The sequence below is a fragment of the Acidovorax sp. GW821-FHT10A04 genome (genome assembly GCF_059415825.1).
On sequence record NZ_JBWKNZ010000030.1, the window covers coordinates 1 to 14,860 of the forward strand.

Sequence of the window (14,860 nt, forward strand, 5' to 3'; positions counted from 1 at the left end):
CCTCGCTTGAATCGGGTGCCGTTATTTTAGTTTTGGGCAGCGGTTTAGGGTTGGGTTTTCACACAGCCTCGGCCGATGGCCGTCATCGTAGCAGTGGCAAGGACATGCTCACGGAGGACCCGCAAGCCTACGTCAGTCCAGCCCGCTCGCCGCAGATTGGGCAAGTGACAAGCTTGGCATATCCGGTCAACGTGTGTCCGCAGTGTCCACCTTCGTGAGAAGGCTCTGGAGCTTCTTCCACCCGCGCCTTGGGATCGACGGATGGTGCGATCAGTGGGACTTCCCACTGTTTGGGTGCCGGAAGGTTTGCGCCTTCGTGAAAACGATGAAGTCGAGCCAAGCACTATCGGGCTTGCTCCCACTCAGGCCGGCTGACACTTGCTGCTCGCATTGCAAGGCCGGCTGGACATGGTGAGGCTGATCGTCGAATGCAAGAAAGACAACAAGACGCTGGTTCGGTCAGCCGTTGTCGCGGCCGACAAAGGCCATGAGGAGGTCGCGCTGTATTTGCTGAACGTGCTGGATGCCTGCCGCAAGAAGGGCAGTACCCAGGGCTATCCATACCACGTCGTCATTCCAGCGGCTGAACGCGGTTTGATGAAGGTCGTCAGCCGTTTCCTGGCGCAAGAGCCGCGCACGCTGCACCTCGTCAATTACAACAAGACCCCGCTCGCCATGGCGTGCAAAAGCAATCAGCTCGAACGGGTGGCGCAACTGATTGCCATGGGGGCCGCCGGGTGGCCATGGCGCTGATGTTCCTTGCGCCTGCCGTTGAAATCGCCATGAGCCTTGCCCACACCGCGGTCGTCGGCTGGCTGTCAGGGGTTCGCGAGGCGGCGAGGCCTGGGTGAGGGCTTGCGCAGCGGGGCACCTCAGACGAAGGACGCGTTCCCCTCCGCCAGCGAACGGGTGTGGTCCATCCAACAGGCCCTATTCAGCGGTCTGAAGAACGGGCGCTTGGCAGGATGGCGCGCTGCCACCCACCGGCGGATGGCCGGAGGGGCCACGGCTCGCGCTGCAGGCCGCGGCATCGTAGTGGCCCAGCAGCACGGGCAGGCCGGCGGCGGACATGATGGCTGTGGGGGCCCGGGTTGCGGTGGCGGCGGGCGTTGTGGTGGTTGTCGTCGTTGTCGTTGCCACCGGCGGCGGGGCGGCAGGGCCGTCACCGCTGACGGTGTCGACGGGATCGGGAGCGCTGCGGGTGTTCCAGGTGGTCGCGGCATAGCCGGCTGCGTACTTGGGCATGTCGACGTCGATCGCGCCCTGGTAGGTCATGAGCGCGGCGCCGCTGAGCTGGCGCACATAGAGCCACTGGCCCTGGTCGGTGCTACCGCCCTTGGCATCGAGCTGGCCGCCCATGAAGCGCAGGCTGCCGCTGCCATCGTGCACGACCAACTGCTCCTCATCTTCCTTGACCAGGCGAGAGAACAAGGCCTCGACATGCTTGCCTGTCCTGGCGGCCTGGTATTCCGCATCGCTCAGTGCGGCCAGGCGGACAGGTTCCTTGCCATACCTCAGCACGAAGGCCGATTGGGTGGCGAGGGGGGCGTACCCCGAGAGCAGGAGCGAGCGCGTCCCTGCGGGAATGAAGATCTTGAACTCTCTGTGCTGTTGCAGTTGGGCACCCGTGAATTCGGGCAGCGGCAGCGAGCCGCCGCCCGGGAAGGCGCAGCCGCCCGTGCCGAAACCGATGGCGCAGCCGGTCACGCCGGTCGGGGCGTACTGCTGCTTGAACCCGACTTTGGTGTCGAAGGTGTATTGGTAGCTGCCGGCGGCGGGTGGGAGTGGCGTTTTGTGCGGGAGCTGGTGGATCGACAGAAAGTTTGCAGCCTGTGCAAACGTGCTGAACACCGCCAAAAATGCAAAAGACAGATACCTCATTGAAAACACTCCAGAAATAAAACGCTGCCCGCCCCTTGCCAGCCCCAACCGGGCACGAACCGACACCCTTGGCATGGAACCTCTTTCCGTTGCAAAAAGCAACATCGGGGCGCTGAAGCGGCGCAGGGTACCCGAGGTGGCGTGGGCAGGGGGCCGACCCAGGCAGATGAATCCCCTCGGTTCGCAGGGTCACCCGCCACATGGGGCCCCCGGCATGCTCGTTCGCGCGCTGCCGCTGTAACCTTTTGTGGCATGTGAAGGGCCGCGCTGCGAAAAATGGGGGATGGACGCAGGGCCCTGGACTGGGCATGCTGTGCTGTGCTTCAGACAGCCCCTGCGCGCGGGTGGTGCTGCCCTGCGGCAAGGTGGCGCCACCGCCGGCGCCCGGTTGCGGGCCGGCGTTTTTCTTTCTTTCTTTGCTTGTTTTGGCCAGCCCTATCTATTCACTTTTTGAAAGGCGTATCGCAATGACTTTCCTGGCAGTGTTGACAACAGACCGCCGCTTGCCGTCCAGGCCGCTGGCTTCGCTTCGCAGCATGGCGTTGAAGGCCGGTCTCGCGTGCACCCTGGTGGCGGCAGCGGCCGGGGCCCACGCGGCCACGGTCTTGAAGTTTGCCACCGGTGCGTCGAATTCGGCCGCCATCCTGAGCGATGGAACGCTCTGGACCTGGGGCAACAACATGAACGGGCAGTTGGGCAACGGCACCTCCGTCAGCGCGGAAAAGCCGGTCCGGGTGGGCACCGGCTTCACCCAGGTGCAGGTGGGCAGCCGCTACATGGTGGCCCTCAAGGCCGATGGCAGCCTGTGGATGTGGGGCCACGCGGTGCTGAAGGACCGGGAGTTCTACGAAACCGCGCCGGTGCAGATCGGCAGCGGCTTTGACAAGCTGCTCACGTCCGACACCGCCGCCAAGGCCGATGGCAGTGTCTGGTTCTGGGGCGAGTCCAAGCTCGTCTACAGCGCGCCCGCAGGGGGCAGTGGCTCGCTGGATGCGTTGCCCGCCGGCTACCAGCAGATGGCCACAGGCCCCTACAACGCGCTGTTCGTTCTCGATGGCGGCGCACTGCGCTACGTGTCGAACAACAACGTCCTGAACACCTGGCGCACCGCCTACGGCAGCACCGGCCCGGCGGGCAGCGGGTTTGCGCAGGTCGCGCTCAATGCCACCACCGCCGTGGGCGTGAAGACCGATGGAACGCTCTGGCAGTGGAAGGGTGATGAGCAGCCTGCCTCGCTGGGCGCGGGCTACAGCCAAGTGGCCAAGGGCACGTCGCACACGCTGGCGCTGAAGACCGATGGCTCCGTGTGGGCCTGGGGCTCCAATGCCAACGGCCAACTGGGTGTGGATTCGCCGGCCGATGTGGACAGCCCCCAGCTCGTGGGCAACGGCTACACCGCGATCGCGGCCGCGAGCCAGCACACCCTGGCCCTGAAGTCCGACGGCACCCTGGTGGCCTGGGGCAGCAACAGCGCCGGTCAACTGGGCTCGGGGCTGGCCGGGACGCTGTCGCAGAAGCCGGCCCCCGTGGTGTTCGATGCCAGCTATTCCCCACAGCCCGGCACGGTGACCGCCAGCGGGCCCACCACGCGCCTGACGCTCACGGCCAAGGTGCAGATCGCCAGCGACCACCTGGCCAACGGCGTCAAGGGCAATGCCTTTGTCGTGGCCATCACCGCCAGCGGTGCGATCTATGCCTACAACGGCTCCACCTTCGTGGCCGCCAATGCGCTCAGCATCCCCGCCGCCTGGACCAGCAGCCTGCAGAACACGACCACGGCCCTGGCCACCGACCAGGACCTCACGGCCCTGGCAGGCACCGCCTTCTTCGTCGGGTATGGGCTGGGCGTGACGCCTTCGGAAGCCCTGGGCGAAATGCTCACTAGCAAGCGCTACCAGCTGGGGTATGTGATCCCGTAGCCGGTGGTGTGGTGCGGTGATACAGGCAGGGCCCGCGCAAGCGGGCTCTTTTTTGTCACGACCTGAACGAGCCCTTGGGCCTGCCGATCCAGCCAGTCATCGCTGTATTGCCACGCGCGTCCCGGGTCTGCGGGGGCTGATGCTAGGATGACAAGAGCCCAACTGACCGATGCCATGCTTCTGAAAGTGCTGCTGTCTCCGTACCGCTCCGAATCGGCGACCTTTTACACGCCGCTGTCCGTTGAAGCCGCGGCTGCAAGGCTGCGCAGGTCCGCAGAGTCATCCCTATTCCGTGCGCCCAAGGAAGGTGGAGCGGTAGGGACGGTCACCGCAAACAAAGTCTCACTGCAAAGGGTGGTTCCGCTCACCGGAAACTCCTTCAAGCCTTTTTTCGTGGGCCATTTCGAGGTTGCAGGGGGGCGAACCAGGCTTGTGGGCAAATTCACGATCCATTGGGTTGTGAAATTCTTCATGTTGTTCTGGTACGGCGTGTGCCTCTATTGGACAGGCTTGCACGGCTTTCGAAGCGCCTGGAGAGTGGAGACTGTTTCCCTTGCTCGGGGTCGGCATGCTCTTCGCTGGCGCAGCTTTTGTCGCATTGGCCAGGTGGCTTGCCGATGGGGACCGGGAATATCTCTCGGGAGTGATCACTGGAGCGTTGTCGGGCGATGGTTGAATGCCCGAGTTTCACCCGAGACCACAGGATCCATTCCACGTTGTCGCGAGTTGAGAACGCCTGGGGTGTGACCTCGGAAGATTGCTGTCCCCATGAACATCATTCTTGAAAACTCGGAGCAGGTCGCGTGGTACACAGACGTGGCTGCGACCTTGCGGGCCATGGTCGTCGATCCAAGGGATTACGACTGGTATGTGAGCGACGTTGAAACCAACGTCTCGGTCCCCCTGCTCGATGGCGGTGACGGTTGGGTGACGGGCGATGCGCTTGCCGATCTGCTCAGCATGCCGATCCAGTTCATCTGGGGCGTGTTCAGCGCGTTCCCTTGCGGGGCGCGGGTCGAAGTGAGCCGTGCGCCAACCGCGGACGGTAATCGCAACCTGTGGCATCCACCCGAACCATCCCCGCAACTGTCTGGGGCCTGCTTCGAAGTGGTCTGCTGGGATTCGTCCTCGACAATCCTTGTGGGGGTGTCGCAGGAGCAGGCCACCAGATTCCTGCGAGCTTATCCCGACGCGAAATCACTTTCTTCGAGCTGGCCAAAGTAGTTGATGGCGCTTGACCCGCCAGCGCCGCTCAGGGTGCGAGCTCGCCGAACCAGTAGGCGGATGTGACGCCACCGTCCATGAGGAAATCGCTGCCGGTGATGAAGGTACCGTCCGGCCCCATCAGCAGGGCGGCCATGCTGCCGACTTCGTCGGGCGTGCCGGCGCGGCCGGCGGGGCACAGCCCGATCATGCGCCGGTAGCCTTCGCCTCTGGGGCCAGAGAGCTCGTCGCGCGCCAGCGGCGTGATGATGATGCCGGGGCTGATGGTGTTGACCCGCGCCCCGCGCCGGCCCCAGCGTACCGCCTCGGCCTTCACGCGCAGCGCGTTGCCGCGCTTGGACAGCTGGTAGGCATGCAGTGAGTCGGCCACCTGGCCGGGCTGCAGCATGGGTAGCGACAGCAGCTCGTCCGCAGGGGTCAGCGCAAGCGCCTTGTCCTGCTCCGGCGTCAGTGCAGGCAGCCGGTGCCCTGACTGCGAAGCGATGACGACGCAGCTGCCGCCCCGGGCAACCACGTTGCCGAATTCCTCCAGCACCAGGGCGGTGCCGTACAGATCCACCTGGAGGATGGTGGCCGGCGGCGCCTGTGTGGGGGAGACGCCGGCGGCATGCACCACCCCCGTGATGCTGCCGAGCGATGCCGCATGCACGGCCAGTGCGTGCACGGACGCGCGCGAGGCCACGTCCACCACGCTGGTGCCGACCTGGTAGCCCGCATCGCCCAGCGTGCGGGCGGCGGCCTGCGCATGCTCTTCGCGCAGGTCGGCCAGCAGCAGGTGCTTGCCCACACCCATGCGGCGGGCAATGGCCTGGCCGATGGAGCCGGAGCCGATTACGACTACCACATCACCCATTGGGGATTCCTTTTGTGTTTTGACGACGCTCACACCACGGGTGGCAGCTGCGCGAGCAGCTTGTCCAGCGTGATGGGGTAGTCGCGCACACGCACACCGGTGGCGTTGTAGATGGCGTTGGCCACCGCGGCACCCACGCCGCACAGGCCCAGCTCGCCCACGCCCTTGGCCTTCATGGGCGAGGACATGGGGTCGGTCTCGTCCAGAAAGATCACCTGTTGGTGCGGTATGTCGGAATGCACCGGCACCTCGTAGCCCGCCAGGTCGTGGTTGACGAAGAAGCCATGCCGCTTGTCCACCGCCAGCTCCTCCATCAAGGCCGCGCCCACGCCCATGGTCATGGCACCGATCACCTGGCTGCGCGCCGACTTGGGGTTCAGGATGCGGCCCGCGGCGCACACCGCGAGCATGCGGCGCACGCGGATCTCGCCGGTGGCGGCGTCCACGCCGACCTCGACGAAATGCGCGCCGAAGGTCGATTGCTGGTACTTCTGCTGCAGATCGCCGAACTCGATCACGTCCTCGGCCACCAGGCCTTCGGCGCCGGCCACGTCGGCCAGGGCCAGCGTGCGGCCACCGGCACGCACCGTGCCGCCCGAGAATTCGGCATCGGCCGCAGCCACCCCGAGCTTGTGCGCAATGGCCTCGCGCAGCTTCATGCACGCGGCGTACACGCCAGCGGTGGAGCAGTTGGCACCCCACTGGCCGCCCGACCCCGCCGATGCGGGAAACGCCGAGTCGCCCAGCCGCACCAGCACCTTTGCCAGCGGCACGCCCATCACCTCGGCCGCGGTCTGGGCGATGATGGTGTACGAGCCGGTGCCGATGTCGGTCATGTCGGTTTCCACCGTGACGATGCCCCGGCTGTCCAGCCGCACGCGCGCCGCCGACTTCATGACCTGGTTGTTGCGGAAGGCGGCTGCAACGCCCATGCCCACCAGCCAGCGGCCGTCGCGCACCTGCCCGGGCCGCGCGCTGCGCCTGCTCCAGCCGAAGGTGTCGGCGCCCGTGCGCAGGCACTCGATCAGGCGCCGCTGCGAGAACGGGCGCGCCGGCTGGTGCGGGTCGACCTGGGTGTCGTTGACCACGCGCAGCTGCACCGGGTCCATGCCCAGCTGCTCGGCCAGCTCGTCCATGGCGATCTCCAGCGCCATCAGGCCGGGGGTCTCGCCGGGCGCACGCATGGCATTGCCTTCGGGCAGGTCCAGCACGGCCAGCCGGGTGGCGATGAGGCGGTGGGCCCCTGCATAGAGCAGCCGGGTCTGCGCCACGGCGCGCTCGGGCTTGCCGCCGGGCAGGTCGCCGGACCAGCTCTCGTGGGCCATGGCGGTGATGGTGCCATCGGGCGATGCACCCAGGCGGATGCGCTGGATAGTGGCCGGCCGGTGCACCGTGTTGTTGGCAATCAGGGGCCGCTGCAGCGCCACCTTCACCGCCTGCCCGGCAGCGCGCGCGCCCAGCGCGGCGAGCAGCGCATCGGCGCGGATGAAGAGCTTGCCGCCGAAGCCGCCGCCCACGAAGGGCGAGACCAGGCGCACCTTGGCCTTGGGAATGCCGAGCGTGGTGGCCAGCTCGCCCACGCTCCAGTCGATCATCTGGTTGGACGTCCACAGCGTCAGCTGGTCGCCCTGCCAGGCGGCGGTGGAGGCGTGCGGCTCCATCATCGCGTGCGACTGGTCGGGGGTGGTGTAGGTGCCGTCCACGCGCACGGCCGCCGCCGCAAAGGCGCCCTCGAAGTCGCCCAGGCGGGCATCGGGCGACGCGGCCGAGGGCTGGGGCGCGGGATCGACAGACACCTTGGCGGCCGCCAGGTCGAACCGGCCGGGCGTGCGCGTGTACTGCACCTGCACCAGCTGCGCCGCGGCCCGGGCCTGCTCGAAGGTTTTGGCCACCACCAGCGCAATCGCCTGGTGGTAGTGGTCGATGTCGGGCCCGCCCAGCAGCTTGGCCGTGTTGAGCCTGCCCTTGCCCAGCAGCCCGGCGCTGCGCGCCGTGACGATGGTGATCACGCCGGGCGCGGCGCGGGCCGCGTCCAGGTCCATGGCGGCGATGCGCCCCTTGGCGATGCCGGCGCCGACGACCACGCCGTAGGCCGCATCGGGTGCCGCGTCGTGGCGTTCATAGGCGTAGGGCGCGACGCCGGTGGTCTTGAGCGGCCCGTCGATGCGGTCGACGGGCTGGCCGATGACCTTGAGCTGGTCGATCGGGTTGGTGGTGGCGGGGGTGTCGAATTTCATGGCTCAGGTCCTCGCTTGCGCCAGCACCGCGCCGAGCGTGCGCTCGGCCAGGGTCAGCTTGAATGCGTTGTCGTGGCTCGCCTGGGCGCCGGCCAGCAGCCGCTCGGCCACGGCTTTGGCGCCCCGGGGCAGGGCGGCCTCGGCCGCTTCCACGCGCCAGGGCCTGTGTGCCACGCCGCCCAGGGCCACGCGGCCCGAACCGTCGCGCTGCACGACGGCAGCCACCGAGACGAGCGCGAAGGCATAGGAGGCGCGGTCGCGCACCTTGCGGTAGAGGTGCGTGCCGCCCAGGGGCGGGGGCACGGTCACCGCGGTGATCAACTCGCCCGCGTCCAGCGCGGTCTCGATGTGCGGCGTGTCCCCGGGCAGGCGGTGGAAGTCCGCGATCGGGATCACGCGGGTGCTGCCACCCGGGCGCACCGTCTCCACGCTGGCGTCGAGCAGGCGCATGGCCACCGCCATGTCGCTGGGGTGGGTGGCGATGCAGGCCTGGCTGGCGCCGATGACGGAGTGCTGGCGCGTGACCCCGCCGATGGCGCTGCAGCCGCTGCCCGGGCGGCGCTTGTTGCAGGCCTGTTCGGTGTCGTAGAAGTAGGGGCAGCGCGTGCGCTGCAGCAGGTTGCCGGCCGTGGTGGCCTTGTTGCGCAGCTGGCCCGATGCGCCGGCCAGCAGGGCGCGCGAGAGCACGCCGTAGTCGCGGCGCACGCGCTCGTCGGCGGCCAGCGCGGTGTTGCGCACCAGCGCGCCGATGCGCAGCCCGCCTTGCGCCGTGGGCTCGATCGTGTCCAGCGCCAGGCCGTTCACGTCGATCAGGTGGGCGGGCGCCTCGATCTGCAGCTTCATCAGGTCGAGCAGGTTGGTGCCGCCGGCGATGAATTTTGCCGCCGGGTTGCGGGCCGCTGCGGCGGCGGCTTCGGCGGGGGAGCGTGCGCGTTCGTAGGTAAAGGGTTTCATGCCCGGCCTCCTGCAACTTCGGTCATCGCATCGACGATGTTCGAGTAGGCGCCGCAGCGGCAGAGGTTGCCGCTCATGCGCTCGCGCAGCTCGTCCACCGAGAGCAGGGGCCGCGCCATGAGGTCGCCGGTGGCATGGCTGGGCACGCCGCGGCGCAGCTCGTCGAGCACGCCCACGGCCGAGCAGATCTGCCCGGGCGTGCAGTAGCCGCACTGGTAGCCGTCGTGCTTGACGAAGGCCGCCTGCATCGGGTGCAGCTGGCGCGGTGTGCCCAGGCCCTCGATGGTGGTGACCTGGGCGCCCTCGTGCATGACGGCCAGCGTCAGGCAGGCGTTGATGCGCACGCCGTCGAGCAGCACGGTGCAGGCGCCGCACTGGCCGTGGTCGCAGCCCTTCTTGGTGCCTGTCAGGTGCAGGTGCTCGCGCAACGCGTCCAGCAAGGTGGTGCGGTTGTCCAGCGCCAGGGTGTGGGCCTTGCCGTTGACCTGCAGGGTGACCTGGGCCGATGGCAGGGGTGCACTCACCGCCGGTGCGGCCGGGTTGGCCTGCGCCGCTGCGGTGGTCGCCGCCGCGGAGGCGGCGCCGACGATCATCAGGTCGCGCCGCGAGATCGTCAGGGAGTCGTCGGGGGTGTCCATGGGGCTTCCAATCGGTGGGGTGTGGTTCTCAAAGGCGCAGGGCCAGGTGCCACTGGCCGGTGCGCGCATCATTTCTTCTGGAACACGTCGCGCGCGACGGTGCTGGCGGTCACCGCGCTGGGCCAGCCGGCGTAGAACGCCAGGTGGGTGATGGCCTCGATCAGCTCGGCCTCGGTGACGCCGTTGTCCTTGGCCCGCTGCAGGTGCGAGCGCAGCTGGTCGGGCCGGTTCATGGCGATGAGGGCGCTGATGGTGACCAGGCTGCGGTCGCGCGGCGACAGGCCCGGACGGGCCCAGACGTCGCCGAACAGCACCTTGTCGGTGAGCTCGGCGAGCTTGGGGTTGATGTCGCCCATGAGCCGCTGGGCGGCAGTGGGCTCCGGTGCCTGCGTTGGTGGTGGGGGCGGTGCCGGCTGCGCCAGCGCGCAGGCTGGGCCCAGTGCCGCGACCAGGATGGACAGGCGGGCACCGGCGAGCCAGCGGATCGATGCCTTGTGCAATGGCTTGCTCATTGGAGGCCTTTCGCCGGCGTTGCGCGCGCAGGGCCGTACTGCGCATCGGACACTTTTTCCATCCACTCCACGGCCTTGCCATCGAGCTGCTCGGCAATGGCCACATGGGCCATGGCGATGCCGGGCGTGGCGCCGTGCCAATGCTTTTCGTGCGGCGGTATCCAGACCACGTCACCGGGGCGTATCTCCTGCACCGGGCCGCCCCAGCGCTGCACCAGCCCCACGCCTTGCGTCACGATGAGCGTCTGGCCCAGCGGGTGGCTGTGCCAGGCGGTGCGTGCGCCGGGCTCGAAGGTGACCAGGGCACCGCCGACACGGCCGGGCGCATCGGCGCTGAAGGGCGTGTCCACGCGCACGCTGCCGGTGAAGTTCTGGGCCGGGCCGGGGGCCGAGGGCTGGCTGCCGTGCCGGGTGATGCGCAGCCCCTGGTCGGCCTGCGCGAGGACGGAGGCGGCCAGCGACAGGGCCGTGACCGCGGACGCGAGTTGTTTCATCACAGAAGGTCCTTGTTCATGCAGAAGGGGGAGGGGTGTTCGGTGCCGGCAGGAGCCGCAGCAGGGCGGCACGGTGCGCTGGCCATGCAGGCACTGTAGGAGCCAGGGCCTGCAGGGACTAGCCCCCACCGCCTTGAAGGATTGGCAAGTTGCGCTTGATAATGGCCCCATGCCCATCAACGAACTGCGCTCGATCACGACCTTTGCCCGCACGGCCGAGCTGGGCAGCCTGCGCAAGGCCGCGGCGGCGCAGGGCATCACCCCCCAGGCCGCGAGCCAGGCCCTGGTGCAGCTCGAGCAGCACCTGGGCGTGCGCCTGTTCCACCGCACCACGCGCAGCATGTCGCTCACCGACGAGGGCCGCCAGTTCCTGGAGGCCGCGCTGCCGCCGCTGGCCGGGTTGCAGCGGGCGCTGGAGATCACGCGCCGCGCCAAGGACGAGATCGGCGGGCCGCTGCGCATCGTGGGACCGCGCTCGGTGTTCGCCCCCGTGCTGTGGTCGCTGCTCGACGAGTTCTGCACCCGCCACCCCGAGGTGCAGCCCGATGTGCAACTCGATGACCGCATCGGCAACTGGGTGGAGGACCGCGTGGATGTGGGTTTTCGCATCGGCCGCTCGGCGGCCGAAGGCGTGGTGGCGCGCAGGCTGTTCCCGCTGCAGCTCATCGTCTGCGCCTCGCCGGCCTACCTGCGCCGCCATGGCGCCCCCGACAACCTGGGCGCCCTGACCAACCACCGCTGCAGCGTGTTCCGCAGCCCGGGCACTGGCCGGGTGATGCCCTGGCGCATGAAGGTGGCCGACAGCGTGGTCGAGCAGCCCATGCTGCCCGCGCTGTGCGTGAACGACGAGGTGCTGGAGACCGACGCGGTGCTTGCAGGCCATGTGCTGGGCCTGCTGTCGGGGGTTGCCGCTGCGGCCCACATTCGCGCCGGGCGGCTGGTCCCCTTGCTCACGGACCATGTGGATGACCAGTCGAGCGCATTCGTCTACTACGGCAGCCGGTCGGCGCAGCCCCTGCGGGTGCGTGCCTTCATCGAGCTGGCCGTGCAGCGTCTGGCGGACACGCCGGACTACGTGCTCACCGGCGAGGAGCTGGCGGCCGCCGAGGCCCGGGGCCGCAAGGCTGCCAGGCGCAAGTAGCTTTCTGCAGACTGCCCGGTGCCGGCGCTGGTGGCCAGGCCGGGCAAGGCGGCCTGCGGCAGGGTTGTTCAGCGGGTGCATTCCCATTCCATGTGATGATCGCACCTGCACTAGAACGGACTCACTCCCATGGCATCCCCTTCCGACAACAGCATCAGCATGGCCCTGTTTTGCGACTTTGAAAACGTCGCCCTGGGCGTGCGCGATGCGCAGTATGAAAAATTCGACATCAAGCCGGTGCTGGAGCGCCTGCTGCTCAAGGGCTCCATCGTGGTCAAGAAGGCCTATTGCGACTGGGAGCGCTACAAGGGCTTCAAGGCCGCGATGCACGAGGCGAACTTCGAGCTGATCGAGATCCCGCACGTGCGCCAGTCGGGCAAGAACTCGGCCGACATCCGCCTGGTGGTGGATGCGCTGGACCTGTGCTACACCAAGTCGCACGTGGACACCTTCGTCATCATCAGTGGTGATTCGGACTTCTCGCCCCTGGTCTCCAAGCTGCGCGAGAACAACAAGCAGGTGATCGGCGTGGGCGTGAAGCAGTCCACCTCGGACCTGTTGATCGCCAACTGCGACGAGTTCATCTTCTACGACGACCTGGTGCGCGAGAAGCAGCGCACGCTGGCCCGGCGCCAGGGCCAGGGCTCCGGCGCCGCGGCGGCGCCTGCGGCACCGCGCCGCTCGCCCGAGGAAGAGCGCCAGCGCAAGGAAAAGCAGGACGCACGCCGCACCCAGGGCGTGGAGCTGGCGGTGGAGACCTTCGAGGACCTGACCTCCGAGCGCGGCGACAGCGGCAAGATCTGGGCTTCAGTGCTCAAGGAGGCGATCAAGCGCCGCCGGCCCGATTTCAGCGAGAGCTACTTCGGTTTTCGCACCTTCGGCAACCTGCTCGAAGAGGCGCAGGCCCGGGGGCTGCTGGAGTTTGGCCGCGATGAGCGCTCGGGCGCCTATGTGTTTCGCGGCATGGGCGCTGCGGCCGGTGGCCAGGTGCCAGCCGATGCGGCGCCCGCCGAGCGGCAGGGCAACCACAGCAACAACAACAGCAACAGCAGCAGCCAGCGCCATGATTTCCATGCCGTGGCGGCGCTGCCGGATGCGTCCGATGGCGGTGGTGGCCGGGGTGGCCGCGGCCGTGGGCGCAGCCGGGGTGAGGGTTCGGCACGCGGCGCGGCACCGCAACAGGTGGATGGCCAGCAGGAACTGCTCGCGTCGGAAGCCCATGCCGCACCGGGCGCTGCCGAAGCGCACGACGACGCGCCGCAGGCCGAGCCCGTGGTCAGCCGCTATTTCCGCCAGCAGGCGGCCGCGCCGGCACCTTCTTACGGACCCGTGGCGGCCGAGGAACCTGAGGATCTGGCTGCGCAGCCTGCCTTTGACGCCGACGCAGAGCCTGCCGGTGCGCCACCAGCCAGGGTGACGGAGCCTGCGGAGGCTGATGACGGGGTGGATGCCACCCGCGCGGCACCGCGCAGCCGCCGTGCGGCCCCGGCGCCACGCAAGAACAGCCCCAGCAGCCGCAAGGCCGCTGACGCGCCCGCTGCCGAGCCGGCAGCGCAAGAGCCCGAGGCTGCTGCACCGGCACCTGCCAAAGCAGCGGCCCCGCGCGCGCGCAAGCCGCGCGGCACGGGCAAGTCTGCCAAGGCTGCCGAGTAACAAGCTGATTGGCGGCTGCCGCACCCGCTCCCACGCCTGCGGCGGCCCCCAAGTCCTGAACCTGCCACCCGGCAGCCGCCACTGCAGGGGCGGCGCGTGTGGGGCGCGCCAGGCATGCCACCAACCCCTGTACCGCCCGCCAGACCACCCCGCACCTGACCATGTTGCGGCGCTGGCGCGTTGGTGCTGTGTTTTTCGTAAGCAAAGGTCAATGGCCACGGTTTTGCGGCCTGGCGGCCCGCCTGTTCAACAGGTGTTGGGCCATCATTGCCTGGGGCACAGCCCTACTGCGAAATACAACACACAACAGGAGAAGATCGCATGCATTCGACAACCAGAAGAACCCCAGCGCTCAAGCACCTCGCGGCCGTGATGGCCCTCGCGGGCCTGGCGGCCTGTGGTGGCGGCGACGACCGTGCCAGCTACACGCTGGGTGGCAGCGTGGGCGGCCTGGTCAGCGGCCAGACCGTGGTCCTGGCCACTGGCAGTGGCGAAGAGGTGGCCGTGGCTGCCAATGGCGCCTTCACGTTCGCCAGGCCCCTGGCGGATGGCAGCACCTACGCCGTGGCGGTGAAGACGGCACCTGCCGGCGCTGGCTGCGTGGTGCGCAATGGTGCCGGCACGGTGGCGGCCGCCGCGGTGGACAGCGTGGCGGTGCGGTGTGCGCCGCTGGCCACCCTGGCGGATGGCCCTTGGGAGCAGGACCGGTGCCGGCCCTCGGCCGATGGCGGCGTGCGCACGCTGTGGAACTTCACCACCCCGGCCAACGGCCCGCTGACGGCGGGCGTGGGCTCGGTGAACTACCGCAGCGCGCAATGCGATGGCGTGGGCGTCGCGGTCCCGGGTCCGCTGAGCGGCACGTTCTGGTTCGAGCAGGAGCGCACGGAGAGCGGCGCAGGCCTGGCGGCTTTCTGGGGCCAACGCCAGACCTTTCCGGGCGGTCTGTTGAACCCTGCCGTCTTTACCCCCGTGGTGCTGGTGCGCAAGGCCAACCACCTGTGCCTGCTGGAGGACACGGCGGTGCCCTCGGCCTTCCCGAATGTGGCCAGCCTGGAGCCTTCGGTCACGGCGGCCATCGCGGCGGGCAATTGCCATACGCCGCGCTGACCTGGCTCGGCCCTGATCACCAGCGCATGTCTTCCAGCGCGCGCAATATGGGCGCCTCGTACTCGATGAAGCAGTCCGCATGGTTCGCGTCGTGCAGCGGCATAAGGTGGCTGCCCGCAGGGCGCGGCTGCGTGTCTGTTATGTTGTTGTGGAGGCTGTATGCCTTTGCCAAGGGCGGGGGCCGGGATGTGCGCCCGGCGGCGCAGTAACTTTCTCTTGCGTCGCCAAGAGAAAGTCACCAAAGAGA

At 68.3% G+C, this 14,860-nt stretch carries 13 protein-coding genes; 6 read left to right on the plus strand and 7 right to left on the minus strand.

What is annotated here, in order from left to right; genetic code table 11:
* Positions 1-378: 378 nt before the first annotated feature.
* Positions 379-753: an ankyrin repeat domain-containing protein gene (locus AC07PF_RS32930; protein ID WP_494614726.1), complete on the plus strand. Its 375-nt coding sequence runs from the start codon at positions 379-381 to the stop codon at positions 751-753.
* Positions 754-930: 177 nt separating this feature from the next.
* On the opposite strand, the gene AC07PF_RS32935 is transcribed toward AC07PF_RS32930, so the two are convergent.
* Positions 931-1,881: a hypothetical protein gene (locus tag AC07PF_RS32935; protein WP_494614727.1), complete on the minus strand. Its 951-nt coding sequence runs from the start codon at positions 1,879-1,881 to the stop codon at positions 931-933.
* A gap of 536 nt (positions 1,882-2,417) precedes the next feature.
* Here AC07PF_RS32935 and AC07PF_RS32940 point away from each other — a divergent pair.
* Both AC07PF_RS32940 and AC07PF_RS32945 read left to right on the plus strand, forming a co-directional pair.
* Positions 2,418-3,800: an RCC1 domain-containing protein gene (locus AC07PF_RS32940; RefSeq protein WP_494614728.1), complete on the plus strand. Its 1,383-nt coding sequence runs from the start codon at positions 2,418-2,420 to the stop codon at positions 3,798-3,800.
* A gap of 768 nt (positions 3,801-4,568) precedes the next feature.
* Complete coding sequence (locus tag AC07PF_RS32945; protein WP_494614729.1) at positions 4,569-5,024, plus strand: hypothetical protein; 456 nt, start codon at positions 4,569-4,571, stop codon at positions 5,022-5,024.
* A 28-nt stretch (positions 5,025-5,052) separates the two neighbouring features.
* Here AC07PF_RS32945 and AC07PF_RS32950 read toward each other — a convergent pair whose 3' ends face one another.
* The 6 genes from AC07PF_RS32950 to AC07PF_RS32975 form a co-directional block, all read right to left on the minus strand.
* Entirely contained in the window at positions 5,053-5,877 is an 825-nt protein-coding gene (locus AC07PF_RS32950) for an SDR family oxidoreductase (RefSeq protein WP_494614730.1), read from the minus strand.
* A 29-nt stretch (positions 5,878-5,906) separates the two neighbouring features.
* A complete protein-coding gene (paoC, locus tag AC07PF_RS32955; protein WP_494614731.1) occupies positions 5,907-8,114 on the minus strand; it encodes an aldehyde oxidoreductase molybdenum-binding subunit PaoC in 2,208 nt (735 codons plus the stop codon).
* Between the two features lie 3 nt (positions 8,115-8,117).
* Positions 8,118-9,068: an FAD binding domain-containing protein gene (locus tag AC07PF_RS32960; RefSeq protein ID WP_494614732.1), complete on the minus strand. Its 951-nt coding sequence runs from the start codon at positions 9,066-9,068 to the stop codon at positions 8,118-8,120.
* Positions 9,065-9,706 carry an aldehyde dehydrogenase iron-sulfur subunit PaoA gene (gene paoA, locus AC07PF_RS32965; RefSeq protein ID WP_494614733.1) on the minus strand — a complete coding sequence of 214 codons (642 nt, stop codon included), beginning with the start codon at positions 9,704-9,706 and terminating at the stop codon, positions 9,065-9,067. The genes AC07PF_RS32960 and paoA overlap by 4 nt, the downstream gene beginning before the upstream one ends.
* Positions 9,707-9,774: 68 nt before the next feature.
* A complete protein-coding gene (locus AC07PF_RS32970) occupies positions 9,775-10,218 on the minus strand; it encodes a carboxymuconolactone decarboxylase family protein (protein ID WP_494614734.1) in 444 nt (147 codons plus the stop codon).
* Positions 10,215-10,712, minus strand: a complete 498-nt coding sequence (locus tag AC07PF_RS32975) for a (R)-mandelonitrile lyase (protein WP_494614735.1) — start codon at positions 10,710-10,712, stop codon at positions 10,215-10,217. Before AC07PF_RS32975 ends, AC07PF_RS32970 begins: the two co-directional genes overlap by 4 nt.
* 169 nt (positions 10,713-10,881) lie before the next feature.
* On the opposite strand from AC07PF_RS32975, the gene AC07PF_RS32980 reads away from it, so the two are divergent.
* The 3 genes from AC07PF_RS32980 (at position 10,882) to AC07PF_RS32990 (ending at position 14,613) form a co-directional block, all read left to right on the plus strand.
* Positions 10,882-11,853 carry a LysR family transcriptional regulator gene (locus AC07PF_RS32980; RefSeq protein WP_145698791.1) on the plus strand — a complete coding sequence of 324 codons (972 nt, stop codon included), beginning with the start codon at positions 10,882-10,884 and terminating at the stop codon, positions 11,851-11,853.
* 129 nt (positions 11,854-11,982) lie between these two features.
* Positions 11,983-13,506: an NYN domain-containing protein gene (locus AC07PF_RS32985; protein ID WP_494614736.1), complete on the plus strand. Its 1,524-nt coding sequence runs from the start codon at positions 11,983-11,985 to the stop codon at positions 13,504-13,506.
* Positions 13,507-13,827: 321 nt separating this feature from the next.
* Positions 13,828-14,613 carry a hypothetical protein gene (locus tag AC07PF_RS32990; protein ID WP_494614737.1) on the plus strand — a complete coding sequence of 262 codons (786 nt, stop codon included), beginning with the start codon at positions 13,828-13,830 and terminating at the stop codon, positions 14,611-14,613.
* Positions 14,614-14,860: the final 247 nt, after the last annotated feature.

What these genes read in the sequence shown, in the direction of transcription:
- AC07PF_RS32945 (WP_494614729.1), top strand. Translation starts at nt 4,569, where the DNA reads ATGAACATCATTCTTGAAAACTCGGAGCAGGTCGCGTGGTACACAGAC.
- AC07PF_RS32985 (WP_494614736.1), top strand. Translation starts at nt 11,983, where the DNA reads ATGGCATCCCCTTCCGACAACAGCATCAGCATGGCCCTGTTTTGCGAC.
- paoA (WP_494614733.1), bottom strand. Translation starts at nt 9,706, where the DNA reads ATGGACACCCCCGACGACTCCCTGACGATCTCGCGGCGCGACCTGATG.
- AC07PF_RS32970 (WP_494614734.1), bottom strand. Translation starts at nt 10,218, where the DNA reads ATGAGCAAGCCATTGCACAAGGCATCGATCCGCTGGCTCGCCGGTGCC.
- AC07PF_RS32990 (WP_494614737.1), top strand. Translation starts at nt 13,828, where the DNA reads ATGCATTCGACAACCAGAAGAACCCCAGCGCTCAAGCACCTCGCGGCC.
- paoC (WP_494614731.1), bottom strand. Translation starts at nt 8,114, where the DNA reads ATGAAATTCGACACCCCCGCCACCACCAACCCGATCGACCAGCTCAAG.
- AC07PF_RS32940 (WP_494614728.1), top strand. Translation starts at nt 2,418, where the DNA reads ATGGCGTTGAAGGCCGGTCTCGCGTGCACCCTGGTGGCGGCAGCGGCC.
- AC07PF_RS32980 (WP_145698791.1), top strand. Translation starts at nt 10,882, where the DNA reads ATGCCCATCAACGAACTGCGCTCGATCACGACCTTTGCCCGCACGGCC.
- AC07PF_RS32960 (WP_494614732.1), bottom strand. Translation starts at nt 9,068, where the DNA reads ATGAAACCCTTTACCTACGAACGCGCACGCTCCCCCGCCGAAGCCGCC.
- AC07PF_RS32935 (WP_494614727.1), bottom strand. Translation starts at nt 1,881, where the DNA reads ATGAGGTATCTGTCTTTTGCATTTTTGGCGGTGTTCAGCACGTTTGCA.
- AC07PF_RS32975 (WP_494614735.1), bottom strand. Translation starts at nt 10,712, where the DNA reads ATGAAACAACTCGCGTCCGCGGTCACGGCCCTGTCGCTGGCCGCCTCC.
- AC07PF_RS32950 (WP_494614730.1), bottom strand. Translation starts at nt 5,877, where the DNA reads ATGGGTGATGTGGTAGTCGTAATCGGCTCCGGCTCCATCGGCCAGGCC.